General features: G+C 69.3%; 22 protein-coding genes. 12 read left to right on the forward strand and 10 right to left on the reverse strand.

The features are described 5' to 3' along the window. Positions 1-13 precede the first annotated feature (13 nt). Both VPA02S_RS20055 and VPA02S_RS20060 read right to left on the reverse strand, forming a co-directional pair. On the reverse strand, positions 14-1,234 hold the full coding sequence (locus tag VPA02S_RS20055; RefSeq protein WP_062365311.1) for a hypothetical protein: 1,221 nt from the start codon (positions 1,232-1,234) through the stop codon (positions 14-16). Between the two features lie 75 nt (positions 1,235-1,309). Then, positions 1,310-2,308, reverse strand: coding sequence for a GSU2403 family nucleotidyltransferase fold protein (locus VPA02S_RS20060; RefSeq protein WP_081247597.1), 999 nt, complete (start codon positions 2,306-2,308; stop codon positions 1,310-1,312). Between the two features lie 189 nt (positions 2,309-2,497). Here VPA02S_RS20060 and VPA02S_RS20065 point away from each other — a divergent pair, with 189 nt between their 5' ends. Beyond that, positions 2,498-2,971, forward strand: coding sequence for a (2Fe-2S)-binding protein (locus VPA02S_RS20065; protein WP_062365312.1), 474 nt, complete (start codon positions 2,498-2,500; stop codon positions 2,969-2,971). 13 nt (positions 2,972-2,984) lie between these two features. Further along, positions 2,985-5,255, forward strand: a complete 2,271-nt coding sequence (locus VPA02S_RS20070; RefSeq protein ID WP_062365313.1) for a xanthine dehydrogenase family protein molybdopterin-binding subunit — start codon at positions 2,985-2,987, stop codon at positions 5,253-5,255. Between the two features lie 54 nt (positions 5,256-5,309). Here VPA02S_RS20070 and VPA02S_RS20075 read toward each other — a convergent pair whose 3' ends face one another. After that, entirely contained in the window at positions 5,310-5,582 is a 273-nt protein-coding gene (locus VPA02S_RS20075; protein WP_150106912.1) for a hypothetical protein, read from the reverse strand. Between the two features lie 201 nt (positions 5,583-5,783). After that, positions 5,784-7,361 (reverse strand): nitric oxide reductase transcriptional regulator NorR, encoded by a 1,578-nt coding sequence (gene norR, locus VPA02S_RS20080; RefSeq protein ID WP_018906984.1) that lies wholly within the window; start codon positions 7,359-7,361, stop codon positions 5,784-5,786. A gap of 138 nt (positions 7,362-7,499) precedes the next feature. Here norR and hmpA point away from each other — a divergent pair, with 138 nt between their 5' ends. The 4 genes from hmpA (at position 7,500) to clsB (ending at position 10,551) form a co-directional block, all read left to right on the forward strand. After that, complete coding sequence (hmpA, locus tag VPA02S_RS20085; protein WP_062365314.1) at positions 7,500-8,684, forward strand: NO-inducible flavohemoprotein; 1,185 nt, start codon at positions 7,500-7,502, stop codon at positions 8,682-8,684. A 75-nt stretch (positions 8,685-8,759) separates the two neighbouring features. Then, positions 8,760-9,044, forward strand: coding sequence for a hypothetical protein (locus VPA02S_RS20090; RefSeq protein WP_015866347.1), 285 nt, complete (start codon positions 8,760-8,762; stop codon positions 9,042-9,044). Between the two features lie 153 nt (positions 9,045-9,197). Then, positions 9,198-9,569: a response regulator transcription factor gene (locus VPA02S_RS20095; RefSeq protein WP_018906987.1), complete on the forward strand. Its 372-nt coding sequence runs from the start codon at positions 9,198-9,200 to the stop codon at positions 9,567-9,569. A 22-nt stretch (positions 9,570-9,591) separates the two neighbouring features. Continuing rightward, entirely contained in the window at positions 9,592-10,551 is a 960-nt protein-coding gene (gene clsB / locus VPA02S_RS20100; RefSeq protein WP_062365315.1) for a cardiolipin synthase ClsB, read from the forward strand. Between the two features lie 9 nt (positions 10,552-10,560). On the opposite strand, the gene VPA02S_RS20105 is transcribed toward clsB, so the two are convergent. Beyond that, on the reverse strand, positions 10,561-11,943 hold the full coding sequence (locus tag VPA02S_RS20105) for an NAD-dependent succinate-semialdehyde dehydrogenase (RefSeq protein WP_062365316.1): 1,383 nt from the start codon (positions 11,941-11,943) through the stop codon (positions 10,561-10,563). 14 nt (positions 11,944-11,957) lie between these two features. Beyond that, positions 11,958-12,464, reverse strand: coding sequence for a hypothetical protein (locus VPA02S_RS20110; RefSeq protein ID WP_062365317.1), 507 nt, complete (start codon positions 12,462-12,464; stop codon positions 11,958-11,960). 231 nt (positions 12,465-12,695) lie between these two features. Here VPA02S_RS20110 and VPA02S_RS20115 point away from each other — a divergent pair, with 231 nt between their 5' ends. Together VPA02S_RS20115 and VPA02S_RS20120 are read left to right on the forward strand one after the other, a co-directional pair. Beyond that, positions 12,696-13,115: a CBS domain-containing protein gene (locus tag VPA02S_RS20115; protein WP_015866352.1), complete on the forward strand. Its 420-nt coding sequence runs from the start codon at positions 12,696-12,698 to the stop codon at positions 13,113-13,115. A gap of 317 nt (positions 13,116-13,432) precedes the next feature. Beyond that, a complete protein-coding gene (locus VPA02S_RS20120) occupies positions 13,433-13,990 on the forward strand; it encodes a type 1 glutamine amidotransferase domain-containing protein (RefSeq protein ID WP_015866353.1) in 558 nt (185 codons plus the stop codon). 6 nt (positions 13,991-13,996) lie between these two features. Here VPA02S_RS20120 and VPA02S_RS20125 read toward each other — a convergent pair whose 3' ends face one another. Next, positions 13,997-14,491 carry a BON domain-containing protein gene (locus VPA02S_RS20125; RefSeq protein WP_062365318.1) on the reverse strand — a complete coding sequence of 165 codons (495 nt, stop codon included), beginning with the start codon at positions 14,489-14,491 and terminating at the stop codon, positions 13,997-13,999. Positions 14,492-14,711: 220 nt separating this feature from the next. On the opposite strand from VPA02S_RS20125, the gene VPA02S_RS31815 reads away from it, so the two are divergent. The 3 genes from VPA02S_RS31815 to VPA02S_RS20135 are packed head-to-tail and all read left to right on the forward strand — an operon-like array spanning position 14,712 to position 15,448. Then, entirely contained in the window at positions 14,712-14,852 is a 141-nt protein-coding gene (locus tag VPA02S_RS31815) for an Hsp20/alpha crystallin family protein (RefSeq protein WP_155736608.1), read from the forward strand. Continuing rightward, a complete protein-coding gene (locus VPA02S_RS20130; protein WP_018904115.1) occupies positions 14,849-15,049 on the forward strand; it encodes a hypothetical protein in 201 nt (66 codons plus the stop codon). Before VPA02S_RS31815 ends, VPA02S_RS20130 begins: the two co-directional genes overlap by 4 nt. Positions 15,050-15,064: 15 nt before the next feature. Then, positions 15,065-15,448 (forward strand): hypothetical protein, encoded by a 384-nt coding sequence (locus VPA02S_RS20135; protein WP_244883660.1) that lies wholly within the window; start codon positions 15,065-15,067, stop codon positions 15,446-15,448. Between the two features lie 33 nt (positions 15,449-15,481). Here VPA02S_RS20135 and VPA02S_RS20140 read toward each other — a convergent pair whose 3' ends face one another. Both VPA02S_RS20140 and VPA02S_RS20145 read right to left on the reverse strand, forming a co-directional pair. Further along, the gene (locus VPA02S_RS20140) at positions 15,482-16,852 is read right to left on the reverse strand and encodes a chloride channel protein (RefSeq protein WP_062365319.1); all 1,371 of its coding nucleotides are present in this window, start codon (positions 16,850-16,852) and stop codon (positions 15,482-15,484) included. Positions 16,853-16,887: 35 nt separating this feature from the next. After that, on the reverse strand, positions 16,888-17,433 hold the full coding sequence (locus VPA02S_RS20145; RefSeq protein ID WP_062365320.1) for a peroxiredoxin-like family protein: 546 nt from the start codon (positions 17,431-17,433) through the stop codon (positions 16,888-16,890). 83 nt (positions 17,434-17,516) lie between these two features. Here VPA02S_RS20145 and VPA02S_RS20150 point away from each other — a divergent pair, with 83 nt between their 5' ends. Next, positions 17,517-18,293, forward strand: coding sequence for an AraC family transcriptional regulator (locus VPA02S_RS20150; RefSeq protein ID WP_062365321.1), 777 nt, complete (start codon positions 17,517-17,519; stop codon positions 18,291-18,293). A gap of 33 nt (positions 18,294-18,326) precedes the next feature. Here VPA02S_RS20150 and VPA02S_RS20155 read toward each other — a convergent pair whose 3' ends face one another. After that, positions 18,327-19,346 (reverse strand): alpha/beta fold hydrolase, encoded by a 1,020-nt coding sequence (locus VPA02S_RS20155; protein WP_062365322.1) that lies wholly within the window; start codon positions 19,344-19,346, stop codon positions 18,327-18,329. Between the last annotated feature and the right edge of the window lie 84 nt (positions 19,347-19,430).

The following is a 19,430-nucleotide window of genomic DNA, read 5'->3' on the forward strand; positions in this document are numbered from 1 at the left end:
CTTGGAGACAACTCTATTCAATCGGCAGCGCGGCGGGGAGTAACAAGATCGTCGTGAATCCCGCCAGCGGCGGCGCCAACCAGCGCTGCGCCCGCGCCCGGCCGATGGCGCGCACCCGCCCCTCGGCCTCGAGTTCGGCCAGCGCGCGCTGCACCGTGCGCTGGCTCGCGTCCAGTGCCAATGCCAGCGCCGAGGTCGACCACGCCGCGCCGTCGGACAGCAGCGCCACCAGCGAGGCCTGCTCGCCGTCGATGGGCGGCGCGAGCACGACCACCTCGCGCGCATCGCGCGGCCTGAGCGCAAAGCCGCGTGCCGTGGCCTCGATGCCGGCCTCGGCCGCGACCAGCGCACGCAGGCGCCCGATCTCGACCCGCAGGCGCGCGCGCAGCGTCTCGTCGGGATGACGGGTGTTGAACGCGTAGGCGATCAGCGCCTCGCGGTCGACGTCGCCGGGCCAGGCCTCGGCAAGCGCACGCGCGAGCGCAAACAGCACCGGCCGGCGCGCCAGCGGCCGCCATGCGCCGCCGGCGCCCACGCCGCGGCGGCAGGCGTCGACCACCAGCGCGTCCGAGGCCCGCAGCGCCGCGACCTCGTCGAGCCGCAGCGCCTCTTGCCCGCCGGCAACGAGCCGCCGTGCCGCGGGACGGTCGAGCGCGGCCCGCGCCTCCGCCACCTCGGCCGAGAGCGCCGGCACGCGTGCGCGATCGGCCGCCGCCTGCGCACGGGCCAGCGCCGCGCGTGCCGGGCCGACATGCAGCGAGCGCAGCGCCAGTTCCATGGCGGTCAGCTCGGCCACCGCCTCGAGCGCCGGCGGCAGGTCGCGCACGTCGAGCGGCGCCAGCGCGGCCCGCGCCGCCTCGAGCCGGCCGAGCAGCAGCAACTGGCGCGCCGCGATGAGCCGCGCCTGCAGCGCGTTGGCACGGTCGGCGTGCGCTTCGAGCGTGGCCGCCGCCGCAGCCAGCGCGCGCGGCGAACCGCCGAGCTCGCGCATGGCCATCGCCACCTCGGCCTCGGCCACCACGCAGCGCGCGCGCGCCAGTTCCTCGTGGGCGCCAAAGCCGCGCGCGGCGCGCCGCAGCAGTTCGCGGGCGCGCGGATGCTCGCCGAGCTGCGCCATCGCAATGCCGCGCAGGGCCAGCGCCGGCGGGTCGTCGCGCAGCGCGACCCGCTTGAGCGCGCCAAGCGCGTCGCCGGCGGCCAGGGCGCGGGCGGAGGCGGCAATCAGGGAATCCATGGGGCGAGGCTACACCGGCCCGCCGGTGCCCTACCTGATGAACCAAGGGAGAGGTCCAAAGGGCATCGGCTGTCGCTAGCGGGGGAGATCTGCTTCTCCCGGTTCTTCATTTACGCTCCCCGACGGCCCGAGGCGTGCGTACTGGGGCATGTAGTCCCGCACCAGCGTTGCGACAAGCTCAGCCTGCAACGCGTCTTTCGAACGCTTGAGCGGATCACGGTTCGGATACTTCGCCAACGCCAGCTTGACGTCCACAAAATCCAGCGGATGCATCGTATTCATGAGCGCCATCTCACCGGTTGTGGAGACCACCATCTGGCTGAACCGCGGGGAATTCAGGATCCTCTCGCCCGTGGAGGCCTGCACCGCCCAGATGTCGTCTTCGTCATCGCTCATGCGCAGTGGGTGCGGATCACCATCCTTGGCAACACGGCGAATGACATCGACCTCGAAGCCGGTCGCGTTGCGCACGGTTTCCTTTTGATCCTCGAGGCGCTCGAAAGACTTGTCGGCCTTGCGAAGAAGGCCAAGCAGCGACAGCTCCGATTCCTTCATGCGGGAAAAAAAGGCCAGATGCCTGCGCGTATCAAACAGAAGATCGATGTCGCGAGTTGCCATTGCCTGAGGCACGAATCTCACGCCACACGCGCTTTCGTAGGCGTACAGGGCGTGTGTGCCGACCACTGTGAAGTGCTCCGACACCCCCGCTTTGTCCAGGACGTTCAGTACGTCGACAACCACCGGGGGGACACGGCCGACGCGCAGCGCGCGATTCAAACGACGCTGCTCTTCGAAGGTCTTTTCAATGGACGCCAATCGATCGGCAAGGGCCGCCTTCCGTTGGGTGAAGGTCTGGAAGATCCTGGCAGTCGCTTCGCTTTCGGGCCCCAGTGATTTGTGGGTGCCCTTGACGGAAGTACGGATCAGATACCGATGCCCCGAGATCTCGCGCCAGATCATCCCGCCTCGGAACTGCGCGGCCTCCTGCCTCAAGCGCCGTATTTCTGCAAAGACGCTCTCCGCGTCGATGTACTGCCGCTTCTGGCTTTCGCTGCTTTCAAGGATGTCCGACATTTCATCATTTTGCGGAGATTTTCACTTTTATGGTGAAAAACCTGGAGGCGAGTCGTTGCTGCGTGGGTTTATGAAGCCTGGCTTCACAAGGCATGCAATATTCGCCACTGTTTCTTTCTGATGCTTCTTCCTACAGTCGCCTCCAGCGCCGACCGGCGCCCCCACCCACGAAGAAGAACGGACCCCACCATGAGCGCGCTCAATGTCAACGGCCGCGACCACACGGTCGACGCCGATCCCGGCACTCCCATCCTTTGGGCCCTGCGTGACACGCTGGGCATGACCGGCACCAAGTTCGGCTGCGGCGCGGCGCTGTGCGGCGCCTGCACGGTGCACCTGGACGGCCAGGCCATCCGCTCGTGCATCACGCCCATCTCGGCCGCAGAGGGCAAGAAGATCGTCACCATCGAGGCCGCAACGGACGGCAGCGACCCGGTCGGTGCCGCGGTGCATACCGCGTGGGTCAAGCACGACGTGGCGCAGTGCGGCTACTGCCAGAGCGGCCAGATCATGAGCGCCACGGCGTTCCTCAAGTCGCAGCCCCGGGGCAAGCAGCCCACGGCGGCCGAGATCGATGCCGCCATGGCCGGCAACATCTGCCGCTGCGGCACCTACGCCCGCATCCGCGCCGCGGTGGCCGATGCCGCCAAATCCCTGGCCTGAAGGAGCATCCGCCATGTTGCCCACTCACATCGATTCCACCGAACTGCCGCGCATCCTTCAGCGCCTGATGGCTGCCAGCCCACAACAACCCGAAGACACCGCCGCGCTGCCGCGCCGCAGCTTCCTCAAGCTGGCTGGCGCCGGCGGCCTCGCGCTTGGCGCCTTTCCCCACATGGCCATGGCGCAGGCCACCGGCAAGCAAGCGGCGGCCAGCACCCTCAAGCCGACGCAGCAGCCCTCGGCCTTCGTGCAGATCGCGCCCAACGGCGAAGTCACCGTGACCCACAACCGGCTCGAATTCGGCCAGGGGGTGCAGACCGGCCTGCCGATGATCCTGGCCGAGGAGCTCGATGCCGACTGGAACCTGGTGCGCAGCAAGAGCGGCACCAATGACGCCGCCTACCACGACCCGGTCTTCGGCATGCACCTGACCGGCGGCTCCAACTCGATCAAGAACAGCTTCACGCAGTACCGCGAGCTCGGCGCGCGCGCCCGCGCCATGCTGCTGTCGGCCGCGGCGGCGCGCTGGAACGTCGACGTATCCACGCTGCGCACGCAGGCCGGCACCGTGCTGGGCCCGAACGGCCGCAAGCTGGGCTACGGCGAACTGGCCGAGGCCGCCATGGCGCTGCCGGTGCCCGAGAAGGTCAGGCTGAAGGACCCCAAGGACTTCAAGCTCATCGGCCATCCGACCACGCGGCTGGATGCGCGCGCCAAGAGCAGCGGCCGGCAGGACTACGGCATCGACGTCAAGCATGCCGGCCAGCTCACGGCCGTGGTGGCGCATCCGCCGGTGTTCGGCGCGCGCCTGGCTTCGGTGGACGACAGCGCCGCGCGCGCCGTCAAGGGCGTGAAGGCCGTGCTGCGCGTGCCGCTGGACCGCGGCGCCGAGGGCGTGGCCGTGGTGGCCGACGGCTACTGGCCGGCCAAGCTGGGCCGCGATGCGCTCAAGCTGCAGTGGGATACGGCCGCCGTCGAAAAGGTCGACAGCGGCAGGCAACTGGTCCAGTACCGCGAACTGGCCAAGCAACCCGGCGCGCGCAAGTTCGACGCCGACATGGCGCCGCTGGCCAAGGCGCCGCGGCAGCTGGAAGCCGAGTTCGTGTTCCCCTACCTCGCCCATGCGCCGATGGAGCCGCTGAACTGCACCGTCAAGCTGTCGGGCGACAGCGCCGAGCTGTGGGTCGGCACCCAGTGCGCGGGGCTCGACGGTGCCGCGGCGGCGCGTGCGCTCGGCCTCAAGCCCGAGCAGGTGCGCGTGAACGTGCAGATGGCGGGCGGCGGCTTCGGCCGGCGCTTCGTGAGCACCAGCGACGTGATCGTGGAGGCCTGCGAGATCGCCAAGGCCGCGCGCGCCGCCGGACTCAACGCGCCAGTGCGCCTGCTGTGGAGCCGCGAGGACGACATCAAGGGCGGCTACTACCGTCCCATGCACCTGCACCGCGCGCGCATCGGCTTCGACGAGCGCGGCAAGGTGCTGGCCTGGGACCACGTCATCGTGGGCCAGTCCATCACCGCCGGCTCCGTGTTCGAGCCCTTCCAGGTGAAGAACGGCATCGACGCCACGGCCACCGAGGGCATGCGCGATCCTTACCCGCTGCCGATGCGCCTGACCGTGCACCACCCCAAGGTCAACGTGCCGGTGCTCTGGTGGCGCAGCGTGGGTTCCACCCACACCGCCTTCGTGATGGAGACGCTGCTCGACGAGATCGCGCGCAGCACAAAGCAGGACCCGGTGGCCTACCGCATGCAGCTCTTCGGCGACAAGCACCCGCGCCACCGCGCCGCGCTGCAGCTCGCCGTCGACCGCAGCGGCTATGGCAAGAAGCAGTTGCCCGCCGGCCGCGCCTGGGGCGTGGCGGTGCACGAGTCCTTCGAATCGGTGGTGGCCTACGTGGTGGAGGCTTCGGTGAAGGACGGCCAGCCGGTGCTGCACCGCGCCACCGCCGGCGTGCACTGCAACCTGGCCGTCAATCCGCGCAGCGTGGAAGCGCAGGTGCAGGGCGCCGCGGTCATGGGCCTGTCGATGTGCCTGCCGGGCGGCGCCATCACGCTGAAGGACGGCGAAGTGCAGCAGGGCAACTTCGGCGACTTCACCGTGCCGCGCATCACCGACATGCCCGAGTTCGCCGTGCACATCGTGCCAAGTGCGGAGCCGCCCAAGGGCATCGGCGAGCCGGGCCTGCCGCCGCTGGCGCCGGCCTTCGCGAACGCCATCGCGCAACTGACGGGCAAGCCGCTGCGGCAGCTGCCGTTCGACCTGGCTGACACAAAACCGGCATGAGCCGCACCCCGACGCGCAAGCACTGAGCCGGGCGGGCACGGAACGGTGTGCGCCCTAACGGCGCAGCGCCGGCGAAGCTTCGGCTTCCTCGATGTGCCCACCCAAAGCGGCATTCGGGCTCGGCTCCGCAGGCCGCCGAAGCGTTGCTTCCTGGGCCAGCCGCGTGGCGATCGCCTGCTCGACGGCCCGGCGCGGCGCAAGCTGCATGCGGCCGCACTGGGCGCAGCGATAAAGCCGCAGCGAAGGGAACAGGCGCATCCACAGCCGCCGCTGGAGCCGTTTCATGTGGGCAAAGCCGCACGTGCAACTTGAAAACAGGTTGTGCAAGACAAGCTCCAAAGGGTTCACGGCACCGAGCTTGTCTGTCGCTGGAACCTCTCAGCTCCAGGCAGCTACGTTGCGTAATTGTTTGTCTAAATTTCGCGCCATTGTGTTGAGATTGGTAACTGTTAACACTCCCACAAAGTGGTGAGTGGCTGCGCGGACCGTTGGGGTATGCAGATGCCTCCGGCATGGGATGCACGGGGCTCAGGGCGTGCTTTCAGGCCGCGGCACGCCCAGCTTGCGCAGCGTCCGGTGGAAGTTGCTGCGGTCGATGCCGGCCTCGCGCGCCGCATTGGCCACGTGCCCGCGGTGCCGCGCCAGCGCATCGGCGAGCCAGGCGCGCTGGAAGGCCTCGGTGGCTTCGCGCAGCGTGGCGCCGCCACTGGCAACGCCCGCGTGCTGGCCTGCCGGCGCCGGTGCAGGTGGCGCAGGCGACGCTGCCGGACCGCCGGCCGCCGCAGCCTCCAGCGCCAGGTGATGCGGCTCGATCGCCGTCCAGCGCGCGCCGCGGCGCTGCTCCCTGAAGGCGCGCAGCGACGCGCGGCTGATCACATGCTCGAGCTCGCGCACGTTGCCGGGCCAGCCGTGCGCGAGCAGGGCGGCCTTGGCGGCCGGCGACAGCCGCAGGTTGCGCGCGCCCAGGCGATGCTGGTTCTCTTCAAGGAAGCCGCCCGCAAGCGCCACCACGTCGCGGCCGCGCTCGCGCAGCGGCGGCACGACCAGCGGATAGACCGAGAGCCGGTGGTAGAGATCGGCCCGGAAGCGACCCTGCGCGATGGCCGCGGGCAGGTCGCGGTTGGTGGCCGCGATCACGCGCACGTCGACCTTCAGCGTGCGGTCGCTGCCGGGCCGCTGCAGCTCGCCGCTCTGCAGCACGCGCAGCAGCTTGGCCTGCACCGTCAGCGGCAGCTCGCCCACCTCGTCGAGAAAGAGCGTGCCGCCATCGGCGATCTCGAACTTGCCGTTGCGGTCCTGCACCGCGCCGGTGAAGGCGCCGCGCTTGTGGCCGAAGAGCTCGCTGTCGGCCAGCGTCTCGGGCAGCGCCGCGCAGTTCACCTGCACCAGCGGCTGGTCGCTGCGGCGCGAGCGCGCATGCAGGCGCTGCGCCACCAGGTCCTTGCCCACCCCGGTCTCGCCGAGCAGCAGCACCGTGAGGTCGGACACCGCGACCGTGTCGATCTCGCTGCACAGCTGCTTCATTGCCGGGCTGCTGCCAAGGAGCTCGCGCGTGGCGCCGCGGCCCGAGCGCAGGGCCTGGGCCACGGCCTGCTCGCGCATCGCGCGCGCTTCCATTTCCTGGATCGTGTGGGCGGCCTCGATGCCGGTTTCGACCAGCGCCACCAGCGCGTCGAGCTGCGCCGGGCCCACGGTCTCGAAGGTGCCGGCGTCGAGCGCGTCCAGCGTCAGGAGGCCCCAGGTGGCGCCGCGCAGGCGCAGCGGCGCGCCCATGCAGTCGTGCACGGGCAGGATGCCCGGCTGGCCCGCGACCAGGCCGTCGTACGGGTCGGGCAGGCCGCAGTCGTGCGCGAAGCGCAGTCCCCGCTCGCTCTCGAGCAGGCGGGCAAAGCGCGGGTGCGAGGCCACGGGGAACTGCCGCCCCAGGGTTTCGTCGCTCAGGCCGTCCACGGCCAGCGGCCGCAGCACGTCGCCGTCGAGCCGCAGCAGCGCGGCGGCATCGCATCGCACGAGGCCGCGCGCAGCGGCAAGGAGCGAGCGGTAGCGCTGCGCCTCCGTGGCCGCAGCCGCTTCGCTTGTGGTCGAACTGACACTGTTTGTGGTCATAAATACAACATGGATCCTGTTGCGAATTTGACCACGCATCGCAAATCCCCAGTGGCGGCGGGCACTTGCGAGGGGCCAGGAGCTGGCACGGATCGTGAGAAGGAAAAGCATCCCAACTGCCGACCCCGAAAGCCACAGATGACCCCGCAAAACATCGCCATCGTCAAAGCCACCGTTCCCGCGCTCCAGGCGCACGGAGAGGCCATCACCAGCCACTTCTACCGGATCATGTTCGAGAGCCATCCGGAGGTGAAGGCCTTCTTCAACGAGGCGCACCAGGCTGCCGGCAGCCAGGCCCGCGCACTGGCGGGCGCGGTGCTGGCCTATGCCACGCACATCGACCGGCTCGAAGAGATTGCCGGCGCGCTGCCGCGCATCATCCAGAAGCACGCCGCGCTTGGCGTGCTGCCCGAGCACTACCCGATCGTCGGCGGCTGCCTGCTGCAGGCCATCAAGGACGTGCTCGGCGAGGCCGCGACCGACGAGATCATCGCGGCCTGGGGCGAGGCCTACCAATCGCTCGCGGCGCTGCTGATCGCAGCGGAGGAAGAGGTCTACCGCGCCAACGCCGCGCAGACCGGCGGCTGGCGCGGCGAGCGCGAGTTCCGCGTGGCGCGGCGCGAGCAGGAGAGCGACGTCATCACCTCCTTCTACCTGGAGCCGACCGACGGCGGCCCGCTGCTCGCGTTCTCGCCCGGCCAGTACCTCACGCTGGTGCTGAACATCGACGGCGAGCCGCTGCGGCGCAACTATTCGCTGTCCGATGCGCCGGGCAAGCCCTTCTACCGCATCAGCGTCAAGCAGGAAGAGGGCGGCCGCGCCTCCAACTGGCTGCACGAGAAGGCCGGGGTCGGCACCGTCTTGCGTGTGCAGGCGCCTTGCGGCGACTTCGTGCTGCAGCCCGCGGGCGAGCGCGTGCGGCCGCTGGTGCTGGTGACGGGCGGCGTGGGCATCACGCCGGCCATGAGCATGCTCGAGTCGGTGGCGCACACCGGCCGGCCGGTGCACTTCATCCACGCCGCGCGGCATGGCGGCGCCCATGCGTTCCGCTCGCGCGTCGATGCGCTGGCCGCCCGGCATGCCAACGTGAAGCCGCTCTACGTCTACGACGCGCCGCGCGAATCCGACCGGCCGCATGCGACCGGCTTCGTCACGCGCGAGCTGCTCGCGCAGCAACTGCCGGCCGACCGCGACGTCGACCTCTACTTCCTCGGCCCCAAGCCCTTCATGAAGGCGGTGTATGCGAGCGGCCTGGCGCTGGGCGTGCCCAAGCAGCAGCTGCGCTACGAGTTCTTCGGTCCGCTGGAGGCGCTGGAGGCATGAGGCGGGCTACCCTGTTGGGTCGACGCTCCGGCCTCGCGGGTATAGGATGAAAGCGCACTCACGAGGAGATCCCAAATGCCCGACCTGAACGCGCCCGAGAGCAGCAGCAACAGCCGCGCCGTCGAACGCGCACTGGACGAAAGCAAGCAGGTGAAGAAAACGGTGGAAGAAGCCGCCGACGAGCTCGCCGTCGTTCACGTGGTGCTGGACAAGGGCGTCTCCGAGGACGCGCGCACCGACGACCTCGACCGCGCGATCGAACAGACCGACCAGATCGAGAAGAAGCTGTCGAAGTCGGTCGATCTGCTGGAGAAGGTCGCCGAGGCGCTGGAGACCGAAAGCCACAAGAAGGCTTCCTGAGAAGGCCCCTGCGCCTTTCGCCGCGCGCTGCCTCGGCGCTGTCCCCAAGTCGAGCGGCCTGCCTACAAGGATGATGCAACCCCAGCCGTAAAAAGAATCGATTGGTGGTTGCGTCCCGTTGCCCAAGCGCCTCCAGACGCCGAAAGCGTATGCATGCCGCTCACTGCAATCCTTGTCGAGGACAGCCGGACGATCCGGGACAACCTGATTCCCGCATTGGAAGAGCTGGCCGGCGTTCACGTGGTGGCCACCGCCGAGACGGCGCAGGCCGCCATCGATGCGCTCGCGCTGCAAGCTTCCTGGCAACTGGCCATCGTCGATCTCTTCCTGAAGGAGGGCTCGGGGCTGACGGTGGTGCGCGCCTGCCAGGGCCGCGCGAGGGACAGGCACCTGGTCGTCCTGACGAACTACCCGACCCCCGAGATGCGCCGCCGCTGCCTGGCGCTCGGCGCCGATGCGGTGTTCGACAAGTCCACCGAGCTCGACGCCTTTTTCGAGCACTGCCTGGGCTACCAGGCCCCCTGAGCCTGCGTGCGGACAGCCGTCCATGAAGAACTCTCCCGCCAGAGGCCTGGGCCGTGCCCGCTGGGTTCCGGGCAACCGGGTCTCGCTGCTGGAGAACGGAGAGGAGTTCTTTCCGCGCGTGTTCGAGGCGGTGCGGCGCGCGCAGCGCGAGGTGATCATCGAGACCTTCATCCTGTATGAAGACAAGGTCGGCACGCAACTGCATGCCTGCCTGTGCGAGGCGGCCAGGCGCGGCGTCCGGGTCGACCTGCTGGTCGACGGCTTCGGTTCACCGGATCTCTCCGAGGCCTTCATCCAAGAGATGGCTGCGGCCGGCGTCCGGCTCCGGGTGTTCGATCCGGGCCACAGCATCCTGGGGCAGCGGCTGAACCTGCTGCGCCGGATGCATCGCAAGATCGTGGTGGTCGACGATGCCTGCGCCTTCGTGGGCGAGCGCCACTACCGCGTGGCCATCCGCAGCGCACGGCAGCGCGTGGTCATCGCCAACGCCTACTTCTTTCCCGGCTACCGCCTCATCCAGGACATGCGCAACGCGGCGCGGCGCGGCGTCGACGTGCGCCTCATCCTGCAGGGCGAGCCGGACATCCCGATCGTCAGGATCGGGGCCCGCATGCTGTACCACCACCTGCTGCTGGCCGGCGTGAGCATCTTCGAATACTGCGAACGGCCGATGCATGCCAAGGTGGCGCTCACCGACGACTGCTGGAGCACCGTGGGCTCGAGCAACCTGGACCCGCTGAGCCTGGCGCTCAATCTCGAGGCCAACGTGGTCGTGCACGACCCGGCGTTCAATCGCGCACTGTCCGAGCGGCTCGAGCACATGAACCGCAACTGCAAGCGGATCGGGGCCGCGGACCTGGACAAGTGGAGCAGCTGGCGGCTGGTGCGCAGCTTCGTCGTCTTTCACCTGCTGAGGTGGTATCCCTCATGGATCGCATGGCTGCCGCGCCATGCGCCCCGCGTGACCCCGCTGGGCCGCTGAGCGCTGCGTTCACTGATGCCCGGCCTGTGCCACCCACACCGTCTTGATGTTCACGAACTCCTTGATGCCATAGCCCGACAGCTCGCGGCCGTAGCCGCTGTCCTTCACGCCGCCGAAGGGCAGCCGCGGATCGGAGCGGACGGCCTCGTTGACGAACACGCAGCCCGCCTCGATCGACTCGGCCGCGATGCGCTCGGCGCGGGCCAGGTCGCGCGTGATCACGGCGGCGCCCAGGCCGAACGACGAGTCGTTGGCGACGGCGATGGCCTCTTGCTCGCCCCGCACCGGAATGACCGCGGCCACGGGGCCGAACAGCTCTTCGTCGTATGCGGGCATGCCCTTGGCGACGTCGGTCAGCACGGTCGGCGGGTAGTAGGCGCCCGGGCCTTCGGGAACCTGCCCGCCGAGCAGGCAGCGCGCGCCGCGCTGAACGCTCTGCTCGACCTGCCGGTGCAGGGCGTCGCGCAGGTCGTGCCGGGCGAGCGGACCGATTTCCGTCGCCATGTCCAGCGGATCGCCTTGCCGCGCCGCCTTCATCTTCTGCACGAAGCGCTGCTCGAATTCGCGCCGCACCGGCTCGACGACGATGAAGCGCTTGGCGGCGATGCAGCTCTGGCCGCCGTTGACCAGCCGGCCCTTGGTGCACACGCTGGCGGCCAGGTCGAGGTCGGCGTCCTCCAGCACCAGGTAGGGATCGCTGCCGCCGAGTTCGAGCACCGTCTTCTTCAGCATCTCGCCGGCCTTGCGCGCCACCGCGCTTCCGGCCGGGCCGCTGCCGGTCAGCGTGACCGCGCGCACCAGCGGATGCCCGATGGCCGCATCGACCTGCGCATTGCCGATCAGCAGCGTGCGGAACAGGTGCTCGGGCATGCCGGCCTCGCGCAGGATCTGCTCGATCGCGAGCGCGCAGCCCGGCACGTTCGACGCATGCTTGAGCACCGCCGCATTGCCGGCCATCAGCGCGGGCGCGGCGAACCGGAACACCTGCCAGAACGGGAAGTTCCAGGGCATCACGGCCAGCACCACGCCCAGCGGATTGAAGGTGACGAAACTCGTGCGCGCCTCGGTATCGGCCGGCTCGCGCGCCAGCAGCCGCGCGGCGTTGTCGGCGAAGAATTCGCAGCACGCCGCGCACTTCTGCGCCTCGGCAATGCCGTCGCGCAGCGGCTTGCCCATTTCGCGCGCCATCAGCCGGCCCCAGGTGTCGGACTTCGCGCGCAGGATCTTCGCCGCCTCGCGCAGGTGCTGTGCACGCTGCTCGAACGAGGTGCCGCGCCAGGCCAGGAATGCCTCGTGCGTCTTGCCGATGATGTCGTCGACCGCGGCACGCGGCATTTCCGCATGGGCCTCGAGCTTCTCGCCGGTCGCGGGGTTGATGGATTCGATGGTCATCTTGCTGCCTGCCGTCACTTGCCGGCCTTGTGCGCGGCCCGCGTGCGCGCAGCCTTGCGGGCGGCATGCGAACGCTCGGCGGGACTCTTGGTGCGGGCCGCCTTGCGCGCCGCTGCCGAGCGCTCTGCCGCGGTGCGCTCCTTGGACGCCGCCTTGGCATGCCGGGCCAGCGCCGGCCTGGACGCCGCGGCCTGGCTTTCGTGCTGCAGGGCGCCGATGGTCGCGCGCGAGCGCTTGCGCGACACCTTGGCAGCCGGCTTGTCGCCGGCCTCGAGCGCGTGCTGTGCGCTGCGCCGCGTCTTCTCGGAGACCGTGCCCTTCTTGGGCACGGGCAGGTCGACGCCGGCGCGGCGCGCCTTCGACAAGCCGATTGCAATGGCCTGCTCGGGCGAACGCGCCCCGTGGCGGCCTTCGCGGATGTGCTCGATTTCCTCGCGCACGAATTCGCCGGCCTGCGTGGTCGGCGCCTTGCCTTCGCGCTTGTCGCGCTCGGCGCGTTCGATGGTTTTCTTCTCGGGCATGGTGGATCTCCCGCAGTTGAAATTTCACTCTAGGCCGCTCGCGTGCAGTGGGTGTAGGGCGCCGCGACCTCGTCGATGTAGGCCTTCGACGATGCAGGCGATCACGCGCGTGGGGCGCCGAGTCCTACAGAGGGGAGGCGGCAATTTTTCGCAAAGTGTTCGCGAGGCCCCGGCGCCGGCCGCCTCGGCCGGACCCGCCGCGTGGCCTTTCAACCGAAGAGGAGATTTCTCATGCACACGATCAAGGATGTGATGAGCCGGGACGTGCAAGTCATCAGTCCCGATGCGAGCATTGCCGAGGCCGCGCGCCAGATGCGCGACGGCGACTTCGGCATGATGCCGGTCGGCGCGAACGACCGGATGATCGGCTCCATCTCGGACCGCGACATTGCCGTGCGCGCGGTGGCCGAAGGCCGCGGCGCCGACACCAAGGTGCGCGAGGTGATGTCCGACCGGATCCGCTGGGCCTATGAGGACGAACCGGTCGAACGCGCTGTCGCGATCATGGGCGAGTACCAGATCCGCCGGCTGCCGATCGTCAGCCGCGACAAGCGCCTGGTGGGCATCGTGGCGCTGGGCGACCTTGCAGTCAGGGAAACCGAGTCCGAACCCGCGGCCGAAGCGCTGTGCGAGATCTCGGAGCCCGCCTGAGCACTGGCGCCCGCGCCGCCGTTGGCGATTTCCTACAGCGCTTCCGCATCCCTCTGACAGAAGTGGGCGATGCGGCGGCGCAGTCTGGTGTTGGATGTGGTGCGCCCCTCCGGGGCTCCGACGGTGCTCATGTGGAATCGAGCGAGCACGACGAGAACGGGGCCGGACAGGCCGGCGCAAACGCCAATGAGCGTGGCTCGTGGGCAAGGCGCATGGCATGAAAGGCGCACCACGTCCCCCTTTGAAGAGCAGCGGCCGGCTGCTGCCTTTCTTTCTCTTTCTCTCTCTTGCAAACACGGCCGAAAGGATTTCCCCCAATGAGCAAGACCCAACTCGATGGCGCCAAGGTCGCCATTCTCGTGGCCGACGGCTTCGAGCAAGCCGAGATGACGGAGCCGCGCAAGGCGCTCGATGCGGCCGGCGCCGCCACCAAGATCGTCTCGCCGAAGGACAACACCGTGCGCGGCTGGAAGCACCACAAGCCAGCCGATGAATTCAACGTCGACATACCGCTGCCGCAGGCCGCCGCGCACGAGTTCGATGCGCTCGTGCTACCTGGCGGAGTCATGAACCCCGATGCGCTGCGCATCAACGAGGAGGCCATCGCCTTCGTGCGCGATTTCTTCAAGGCCGGCAAGCCGGTGGCCGCGATCTGCCACGGACCGTGGACGCTGATCGAGGCCGACGCGGTGCGCGGCCGCACGATGACCTCGTGGCCCTCGCTGCGCAGCGACCTGACGAATGCCGGCGCCAAGTGGGTGGACCGCGAGGTGGTGGTCGACGGCAACCTCATCACCAGCCGCAAGCCGCAGGACCTGCCGGCCTTCGACCGCGAGATGGTCAGGCTGTTCGCGGATGCGCGGGCCCACGCCTGAGACGGCTCAATGCAGCGGGCGCCCGGCGGGCTCGGTGCGGCCCTGCAGCTCGGAGATTCCCTCGGCCGTGTCGTGGCAGCTGAGTTCGTTGGTCACCGCCTGCACGCCCCGCATCTGCTTCAGCTCGTGGAGCAGGTCGTCGAGCTCCCAGGTCAGGATGTGGCCCTGCAGGTGGACGCTGCCCCGGTCGACTTCCACCTCGATCGACCTCGGATGGCTCACGACCCGTCCGAGCCGTGCGCGGATGCGCTCGTGCAGTTGGGAGTCGGTCTCCGGTTCGCCGCCTCCGGTGCGATCGAGCCGGCCGGTGGCCATGTATCCCTTCAGGTGGTCGGCCGCTCTCTTGCCTGCGGATTCGGCCATGTCCGCGGCCTCATGCCCGGCCGCAATGGCCTTGTCGCGCGCGAGCGCCCGGCGCCGCCGGCCGCTCTGGTGATCGAGGTAGTACATGGCCACAGTGCCTGCAGCCACGCCGGCTGCGAAGGAAACGAAATCGCGCATGGTGGTGCTCCTGTTCCTGGTGTGTGGATGGACGACTTTTCACTACTTTGCGCGGGCCGCAAGGGCCGTCTGTCGGACATCGTCGATGGATGGCAGCCGCGGCAACTGTCGTTGCGGCGCGCCCGAATTCCTTCGCACGCGGCAGGGGCTTGCCAACGTCCGAACATAGGGTCGGAGCGTCGCCGTGCCTGCGCGGAGGCGACGTGTTTCGCCACCACACTTGACGGGAGATCATCATCATGAATGCCCTGACCCGCATGGAACGAATAGCGGCTTCACGCTCGGCAGCGACGTGGACGACAAGACCGCCGTCGCCAGGCTGGAGGATGGCGTGCTGAAGATCGAGCAGGCCTTCGCATGACCATTCAATGGGACGAGCTCCGCACTGCATACGATGCCTGGCGCGCGGAGCGCGACAAGTTCGACCGCTGGATGACGGCCATTGCCGCCGGCGAGCCCTACGACAAGGCCGAGCTGCAACGAGACATCGAAGAGCTCGATGCGCGGCACCAGGTCTTCCTGGAGAAGGCCAGGCCGTTCGTGCAGTCGGCCGCCTAGCTCGACGGGCTTGCCATGGGTACGAGGATCGTTCAGTTCCTGGCCATTGCGATCGGCGCGCTCGCGCTGATTCCCTCGGGCGCCCACCTGGCGGCGCTCCCGAACAAGATCGGCCTCGGCCAGTCGGAGTATTTTCTGGTGCAGGGCATCTACCGCGGCTGGGCCGTGCTCGGCTCGCTGTGGGTGGCGGCGCTGGTGGTGAACATCGCCCTTGCGGTCGTCGTCCGCACGCAGCCCCTGCCGTTCTGGCTCGCGCTCGGTGCCGCGGCCTGCATCGCGGCAATGTTCGCGATCTTCGTGGCGTGGACCTTGCCGGGCAACCAGGCACGCACAACTGGACCAGCGTCCCGGCCAACTGGGAGATCCTGCGGCGCCATTGGGAGTACTCGCATGCGGTGAACGCGGCCATCGTGTTCCTTGCGCTCTGCCTGGTCACGGCGTCGGCGTTGTCCTGGCGGCGGGCGTGACTGCCGCGGCATCCGCGGGCTGCATCGAGCCCACGGCGCGCCACACCATGTGCTCGGCCAACGTGTCGTACAGCGGCCGGCTGATCATGCGCGAGACCAGGCTGGACAGCATGGCGGCCGCCATCAGGCTCAGCACCATCGAATGGCCGTCGACCATTTCCATCACGATGATGAAGGCGGTGAGCGGCGCCTGCGTGACCGCGGCCAGGAAGCCGGCCATGCCCATCGCGATCAGCGCAGGGCCGAGATCGCGGCTGGCCAGCGCGGCCACCGCGTCGCCGATGCCCGCGCCGATGGACAGCGAAGGCGCGAAGATGCCGCCCGGCACGCCGCTCCAGGCCGTGAGCCAGGTGGCGACGAACTTGAGCACGGTGTTGAGCGGCGTGAGTTCGTCATGCCCCTGCAGCATCTGCTTCACGGCCTCCGACCCGGCGCCGAAGGTGACACCGCCGGTGACGAGCCCGATGACCGCCACGGCCAGGCCGCAGGCAGCCGCAAAGCGCACCGGAAAGCGCGCGCGCCAGCGGTTGAGGCGCCCCGGCGCGCCCGTGAGCGAGGCGATCAGCAGCCGCGCGAACAGGCCGCCCGCAGCGCCGCTGAGCAGCGTGACCAAGAGGCCCGGCCCGAGCGCGTCCCACCCGAGCCGCGGCACGCGGATCACGCCGAAATAGCTGCTGTTGCCGAACACCGAGACGGCCACCAGGCCCGCCAGCACGATGGCGGTGATGATCAGGCCGCTGGAACGCGCCTCCAGGCGGCCCGAGAGCTCCTCGATCGCGAACACCACGCCCGCGAGCGGCGCATTGAAGGCGGCCGCGATGCCCGCCGCGCCGCCGGCCACCAGCAGCGCGCGCCCGTCGATGGTAGTGCGCGGCGACAGCCAGCGCCGCGCATGCTGCATCACCCCGGCCGCCACCTGCACCGACGGCCCTTCGCGCCCGATCGAAAGCCCCGCCGCGAAGCCCGCCGCGCCGAGCCCGATCTTGGCGACCGTGAGCCGCAGCGATGCAAAGCTGAAGCGCCGTTCCTCCGGCAGCGTGGCGTGCAGCGCCGCCTTGATCTGCGGAATGCCCGAGCCTCCAGCACCCGGGAAGAAGCGCAGCGTGAACCACGCGATGGCGGCGGTGAGCAGCGGCGTGGTCAGCAGCACGGCCCAGGGCCACGCGCGGTGGAAGCGCTGGAACGCGCCGAACACCCAATCGCTCGCAAGCGTGAAGCCCACCACGAAGAGCCCGGCCGCAATCGCATAGCCCAGCACGATGGCGCGGTCGAGCCAGGTGCGGCCGCTCGAGAGTTCGGCCCGCAGGTGTTCGAGGAAGTCTGGCTCGCGGTTCATGGGTGCGGGCCAGTTTACGCAACCTTCGTGCCGCCTCAGGCCGCCGGCTGCTCCAGCAGTTGCTCGCCGCGCGCCGGGTAGTCGTTCTTGATGACGAAGTCCAGCGCCTGCACCATCTCGGCGAAGTTGGGCCGCACGAAGGGCATCGATTGCACGGACAGGTAGTAGACCGTGTTGTCGGGCCTGACCAGGAACAGGCCGGGCTCGGAAAACAGCGCCGGCTCGTCGATGCCGATGGAGGTCTTGCCCCGGCTCGCCGAGATGTACAGGCCCCACTTCCCGGCGTCCGCGAGCGACAGGCCATGGCCGATGCGCAGCTTGGCCGCGCCGATCTTGTCGGCCATGGCGCGGGCACGCGCCTCATCGTCGGAACTGATCGCGATGGTGGCCACGCCGCGCTCAGCGAAGGCCGGCGTCAGCCGCTCGAGTTCCTTCAGGTAGCTGGCGCAGATCGGGCAATGCAGCCCACGGTAGAAGCACACCAGCGTCATGCGCTCGGGCTTTTCGTCGATCAGCCGGAAGCGGCCAGCGCCGAGGGTGTCGACGCTCAGGTCCGGGGCTTGTTGGCGTGGAATCAGCATGGGGGTTGCTCCTTGAATAAAGCGGGGGGTTGCAAACAAGGCCCAAAGATCTCATGCTCGGCGCCATGAAACGTCCGACTTTCATGACTCAAAGTCCGAATCCACCCAAGATGGACCGGCTCGCCGCCTTCGTCGAGGTGTTCAAGCTGCGCGTGGCGGTGCTTGCGCCGGGCGAGCCCGGCACGCCGGCCCTGCTGCTCGCGGGCCCGGAAGACGGCACCGCAGGCCGGGTGATCTTCCGGCCCGGCGGCTTTTCCGAACTGCCGCCCGATGCGCGCATTGCGGCCAGCGTCGATTTCGACAACGAGGCCAATCCGCTGATGAGCGCGATGCCCGAGGAGGTCTCGGTGCCGCTGGACGGCTCGCCGGCGCTGCAGGCCACCGCCGCAGCCTTCATGGCGGAAGCGGCGGGGAGCCGCTGCGGCCGCAGCGCGGCGCTGAACCGGCTCGCCGAGGTGCTGGTGCTGATGGCGCTCCGGAGCGCGATCGATGCGGGCACGCAGAAGCCGGGCCTGTTCGCCGCGCTCGCGCATCCTTCGCTGCACCGGGCCGTGGTGTCGATCCACGACATGCCGTCGCGGCAGTGGACCGTCGACGACCTGGCGAGCCGGTCGGCCATGTCCAGGAGCACCTTCATGTCGACCTTCCGCACGATCGTCGGCACCACGCCCATGGCCTACCTTGGCGCATGGCGCCTGACGCTGGCGCGCCGCTATCTGATGGCCGGCGAGCCGGTCAAGCTCGCGGCCCGCCGCACCGGGTTCGGCAGCGCCGAGGCATTCTCCAGGGCCTTTTCAAGAGCGTACGGCCACGCACCCGCGGCCCTGAAACCGGCGCGGAGCGGCCAGCCGATGGCCTGACGCAAAGGCGTTGCCTCGCTGCCGGACGAGGCATCAGCGGCTGCTGCTGCGAACCGCGTCGACCACCGACAGCACCGCATCGGCCACCACCTGCGGCCGGTCGAGCTGGATGTCGTGCCCGGCATCGGCCACGAGCAGGTGCCTGCCGCGCGAGGACCAGGCCGCCATCTCCTCGTGCATGCGCTTCCAGATCGCCTGGACCTGCCGGCCCTGCTCGGGCGTGATCTTCATGCCGCGCAGTTCCGCAGCGGTGTACGGCGCCATCGCGGTCAGTACCACGAGCGGACGATCGCCCAGGTCGCGAAAGGACTTGGCCTCGGCGAGCGAGGCGTCGGCCGCATCGCTCTCCGCGAGCTGCGTGCGCAGCGACTTGGGCGCGAAGGCGCGGACCGCCTCCATGTCCTGTGCGCTGTGGTGCGGGCTCTCCGGCAGCAGCACCGGCGCGGCCGCACGCAGCACGCCGAACGGTGCCAGCGCAATGCCGATGCGCGAGCGCATCGAGCGCGATTCGGTCATGAAATGCGCCACGCGCTCGACCTGCTCCGGATGCGACGGATCGACCAGCACCAGCCCCGCGACCTCGGCGCCGAAGCGATGCGTGAAGCCCAGCGCGTAGAGCCCGCCCAGCGATTGGCCGGCCAGCACGAAGGGGCCGCGTTCGCCTGACTTGGCCAGCACGGCATGCAGGTCGTGCACCGCCTGCGCTGCGCCCGGCGGCGTGTTCGAAGGATCGCTCCACATCAGCCCCGCACGGCTGTAGGCGCATGCGCGCGTGTGCGCCGCGACCTTCGGCTGCACGGCCGACCAGCTCAGCGATCCATCGACGCTCAGGCCCGCTTCGAACACCACGGTGGGCGAGCCGGTGCCGCGGCAGTCGAGCTGGATGCGGCGTCCGGCGCCGACGTCGACCATCTTCCCGGGCGCGGGGAAGTCTCGTACCGCGCGGTAGCGACCGATCTGCTCGTAGGCAATGCCGGCCAGACCCGCCAGCACGGCGAGCGCCGCGGCCGCGGCGAGGCCGGCGCGCAGGGTGCTGTGTCTTGAAGTTTTCACTGTCCGGCTTTATGGCATGAAGACGCCGCTCGCGCCATGCGTTGATTTTATATAAGTTACCTATATCGTAGGCAGACTACGATC

It is taken from the genome of Variovorax paradoxus NBRC 15149, from assembly GCF_001591365.1.
Lineage (GTDB): Bacteria > Pseudomonadota > Gammaproteobacteria > Burkholderiales > Burkholderiaceae_C > Variovorax > Variovorax paradoxus.

Excerpts from the sequence above, each read along its gene's own strand:
- VPA02S_RS20055 (WP_062365311.1), bottom strand. The coding sequence starts at position 1,234 with ATGGATTCCCTGATTGCCGCCTCCGCCCGCGCCCTGGCCGCCGGCGAC.
- VPA02S_RS20060 (WP_081247597.1), bottom strand. The coding sequence starts at position 2,308 with ATGTCGGACATCCTTGAAAGCAGCGAAAGCCAGAAGCGGCAGTACATC.
- VPA02S_RS20065 (WP_062365312.1), top strand. The coding sequence starts at position 2,498 with ATGAGCGCGCTCAATGTCAACGGCCGCGACCACACGGTCGACGCCGAT.
- VPA02S_RS20070 (WP_062365313.1), top strand. The coding sequence starts at position 2,985 with ATGTTGCCCACTCACATCGATTCCACCGAACTGCCGCGCATCCTTCAG.
- norR (WP_018906984.1), bottom strand. The coding sequence starts at position 7,361 with ATGACCACAAACAGTGTCAGTTCGACCACAAGCGAAGCGGCTGCGGCC.
- hmpA (WP_062365314.1), top strand. The coding sequence starts at position 7,500 with ATGACCCCGCAAAACATCGCCATCGTCAAAGCCACCGTTCCCGCGCTC.
- VPA02S_RS20090 (WP_015866347.1), top strand. The coding sequence starts at position 8,760 with ATGCCCGACCTGAACGCGCCCGAGAGCAGCAGCAACAGCCGCGCCGTC.
- VPA02S_RS20095 (WP_018906987.1), top strand. The coding sequence starts at position 9,198 with ATGCCGCTCACTGCAATCCTTGTCGAGGACAGCCGGACGATCCGGGAC.
- clsB (WP_062365315.1), top strand. The coding sequence starts at position 9,592 with ATGAAGAACTCTCCCGCCAGAGGCCTGGGCCGTGCCCGCTGGGTTCCG.
- VPA02S_RS20105 (WP_062365316.1), bottom strand. The coding sequence starts at position 11,943 with ATGACCATCGAATCCATCAACCCCGCGACCGGCGAGAAGCTCGAGGCC.
- VPA02S_RS20110 (WP_062365317.1), bottom strand. The coding sequence starts at position 12,464 with ATGCCCGAGAAGAAAACCATCGAACGCGCCGAGCGCGACAAGCGCGAA.
- VPA02S_RS20115 (WP_015866352.1), top strand. The coding sequence starts at position 12,696 with ATGCACACGATCAAGGATGTGATGAGCCGGGACGTGCAAGTCATCAGT.
- VPA02S_RS20120 (WP_015866353.1), top strand. The coding sequence starts at position 13,433 with ATGAGCAAGACCCAACTCGATGGCGCCAAGGTCGCCATTCTCGTGGCC.
- VPA02S_RS20125 (WP_062365318.1), bottom strand. The coding sequence starts at position 14,491 with ATGCGCGATTTCGTTTCCTTCGCAGCCGGCGTGGCTGCAGGCACTGTG.
- VPA02S_RS20130 (WP_018904115.1), top strand. The coding sequence starts at position 14,849 with ATGACCATTCAATGGGACGAGCTCCGCACTGCATACGATGCCTGGCGC.
- VPA02S_RS20135 (WP_244883660.1), top strand. The coding sequence starts at position 15,065 with ATGGGTACGAGGATCGTTCAGTTCCTGGCCATTGCGATCGGCGCGCTC.
- VPA02S_RS20140 (WP_062365319.1), bottom strand. The coding sequence starts at position 16,852 with ATGAACCGCGAGCCAGACTTCCTCGAACACCTGCGGGCCGAACTCTCG.
- VPA02S_RS20145 (WP_062365320.1), bottom strand. The coding sequence starts at position 17,433 with ATGCTGATTCCACGCCAACAAGCCCCGGACCTGAGCGTCGACACCCTC.
- VPA02S_RS20150 (WP_062365321.1), top strand. The coding sequence starts at position 17,517 with ATGACTCAAAGTCCGAATCCACCCAAGATGGACCGGCTCGCCGCCTTC.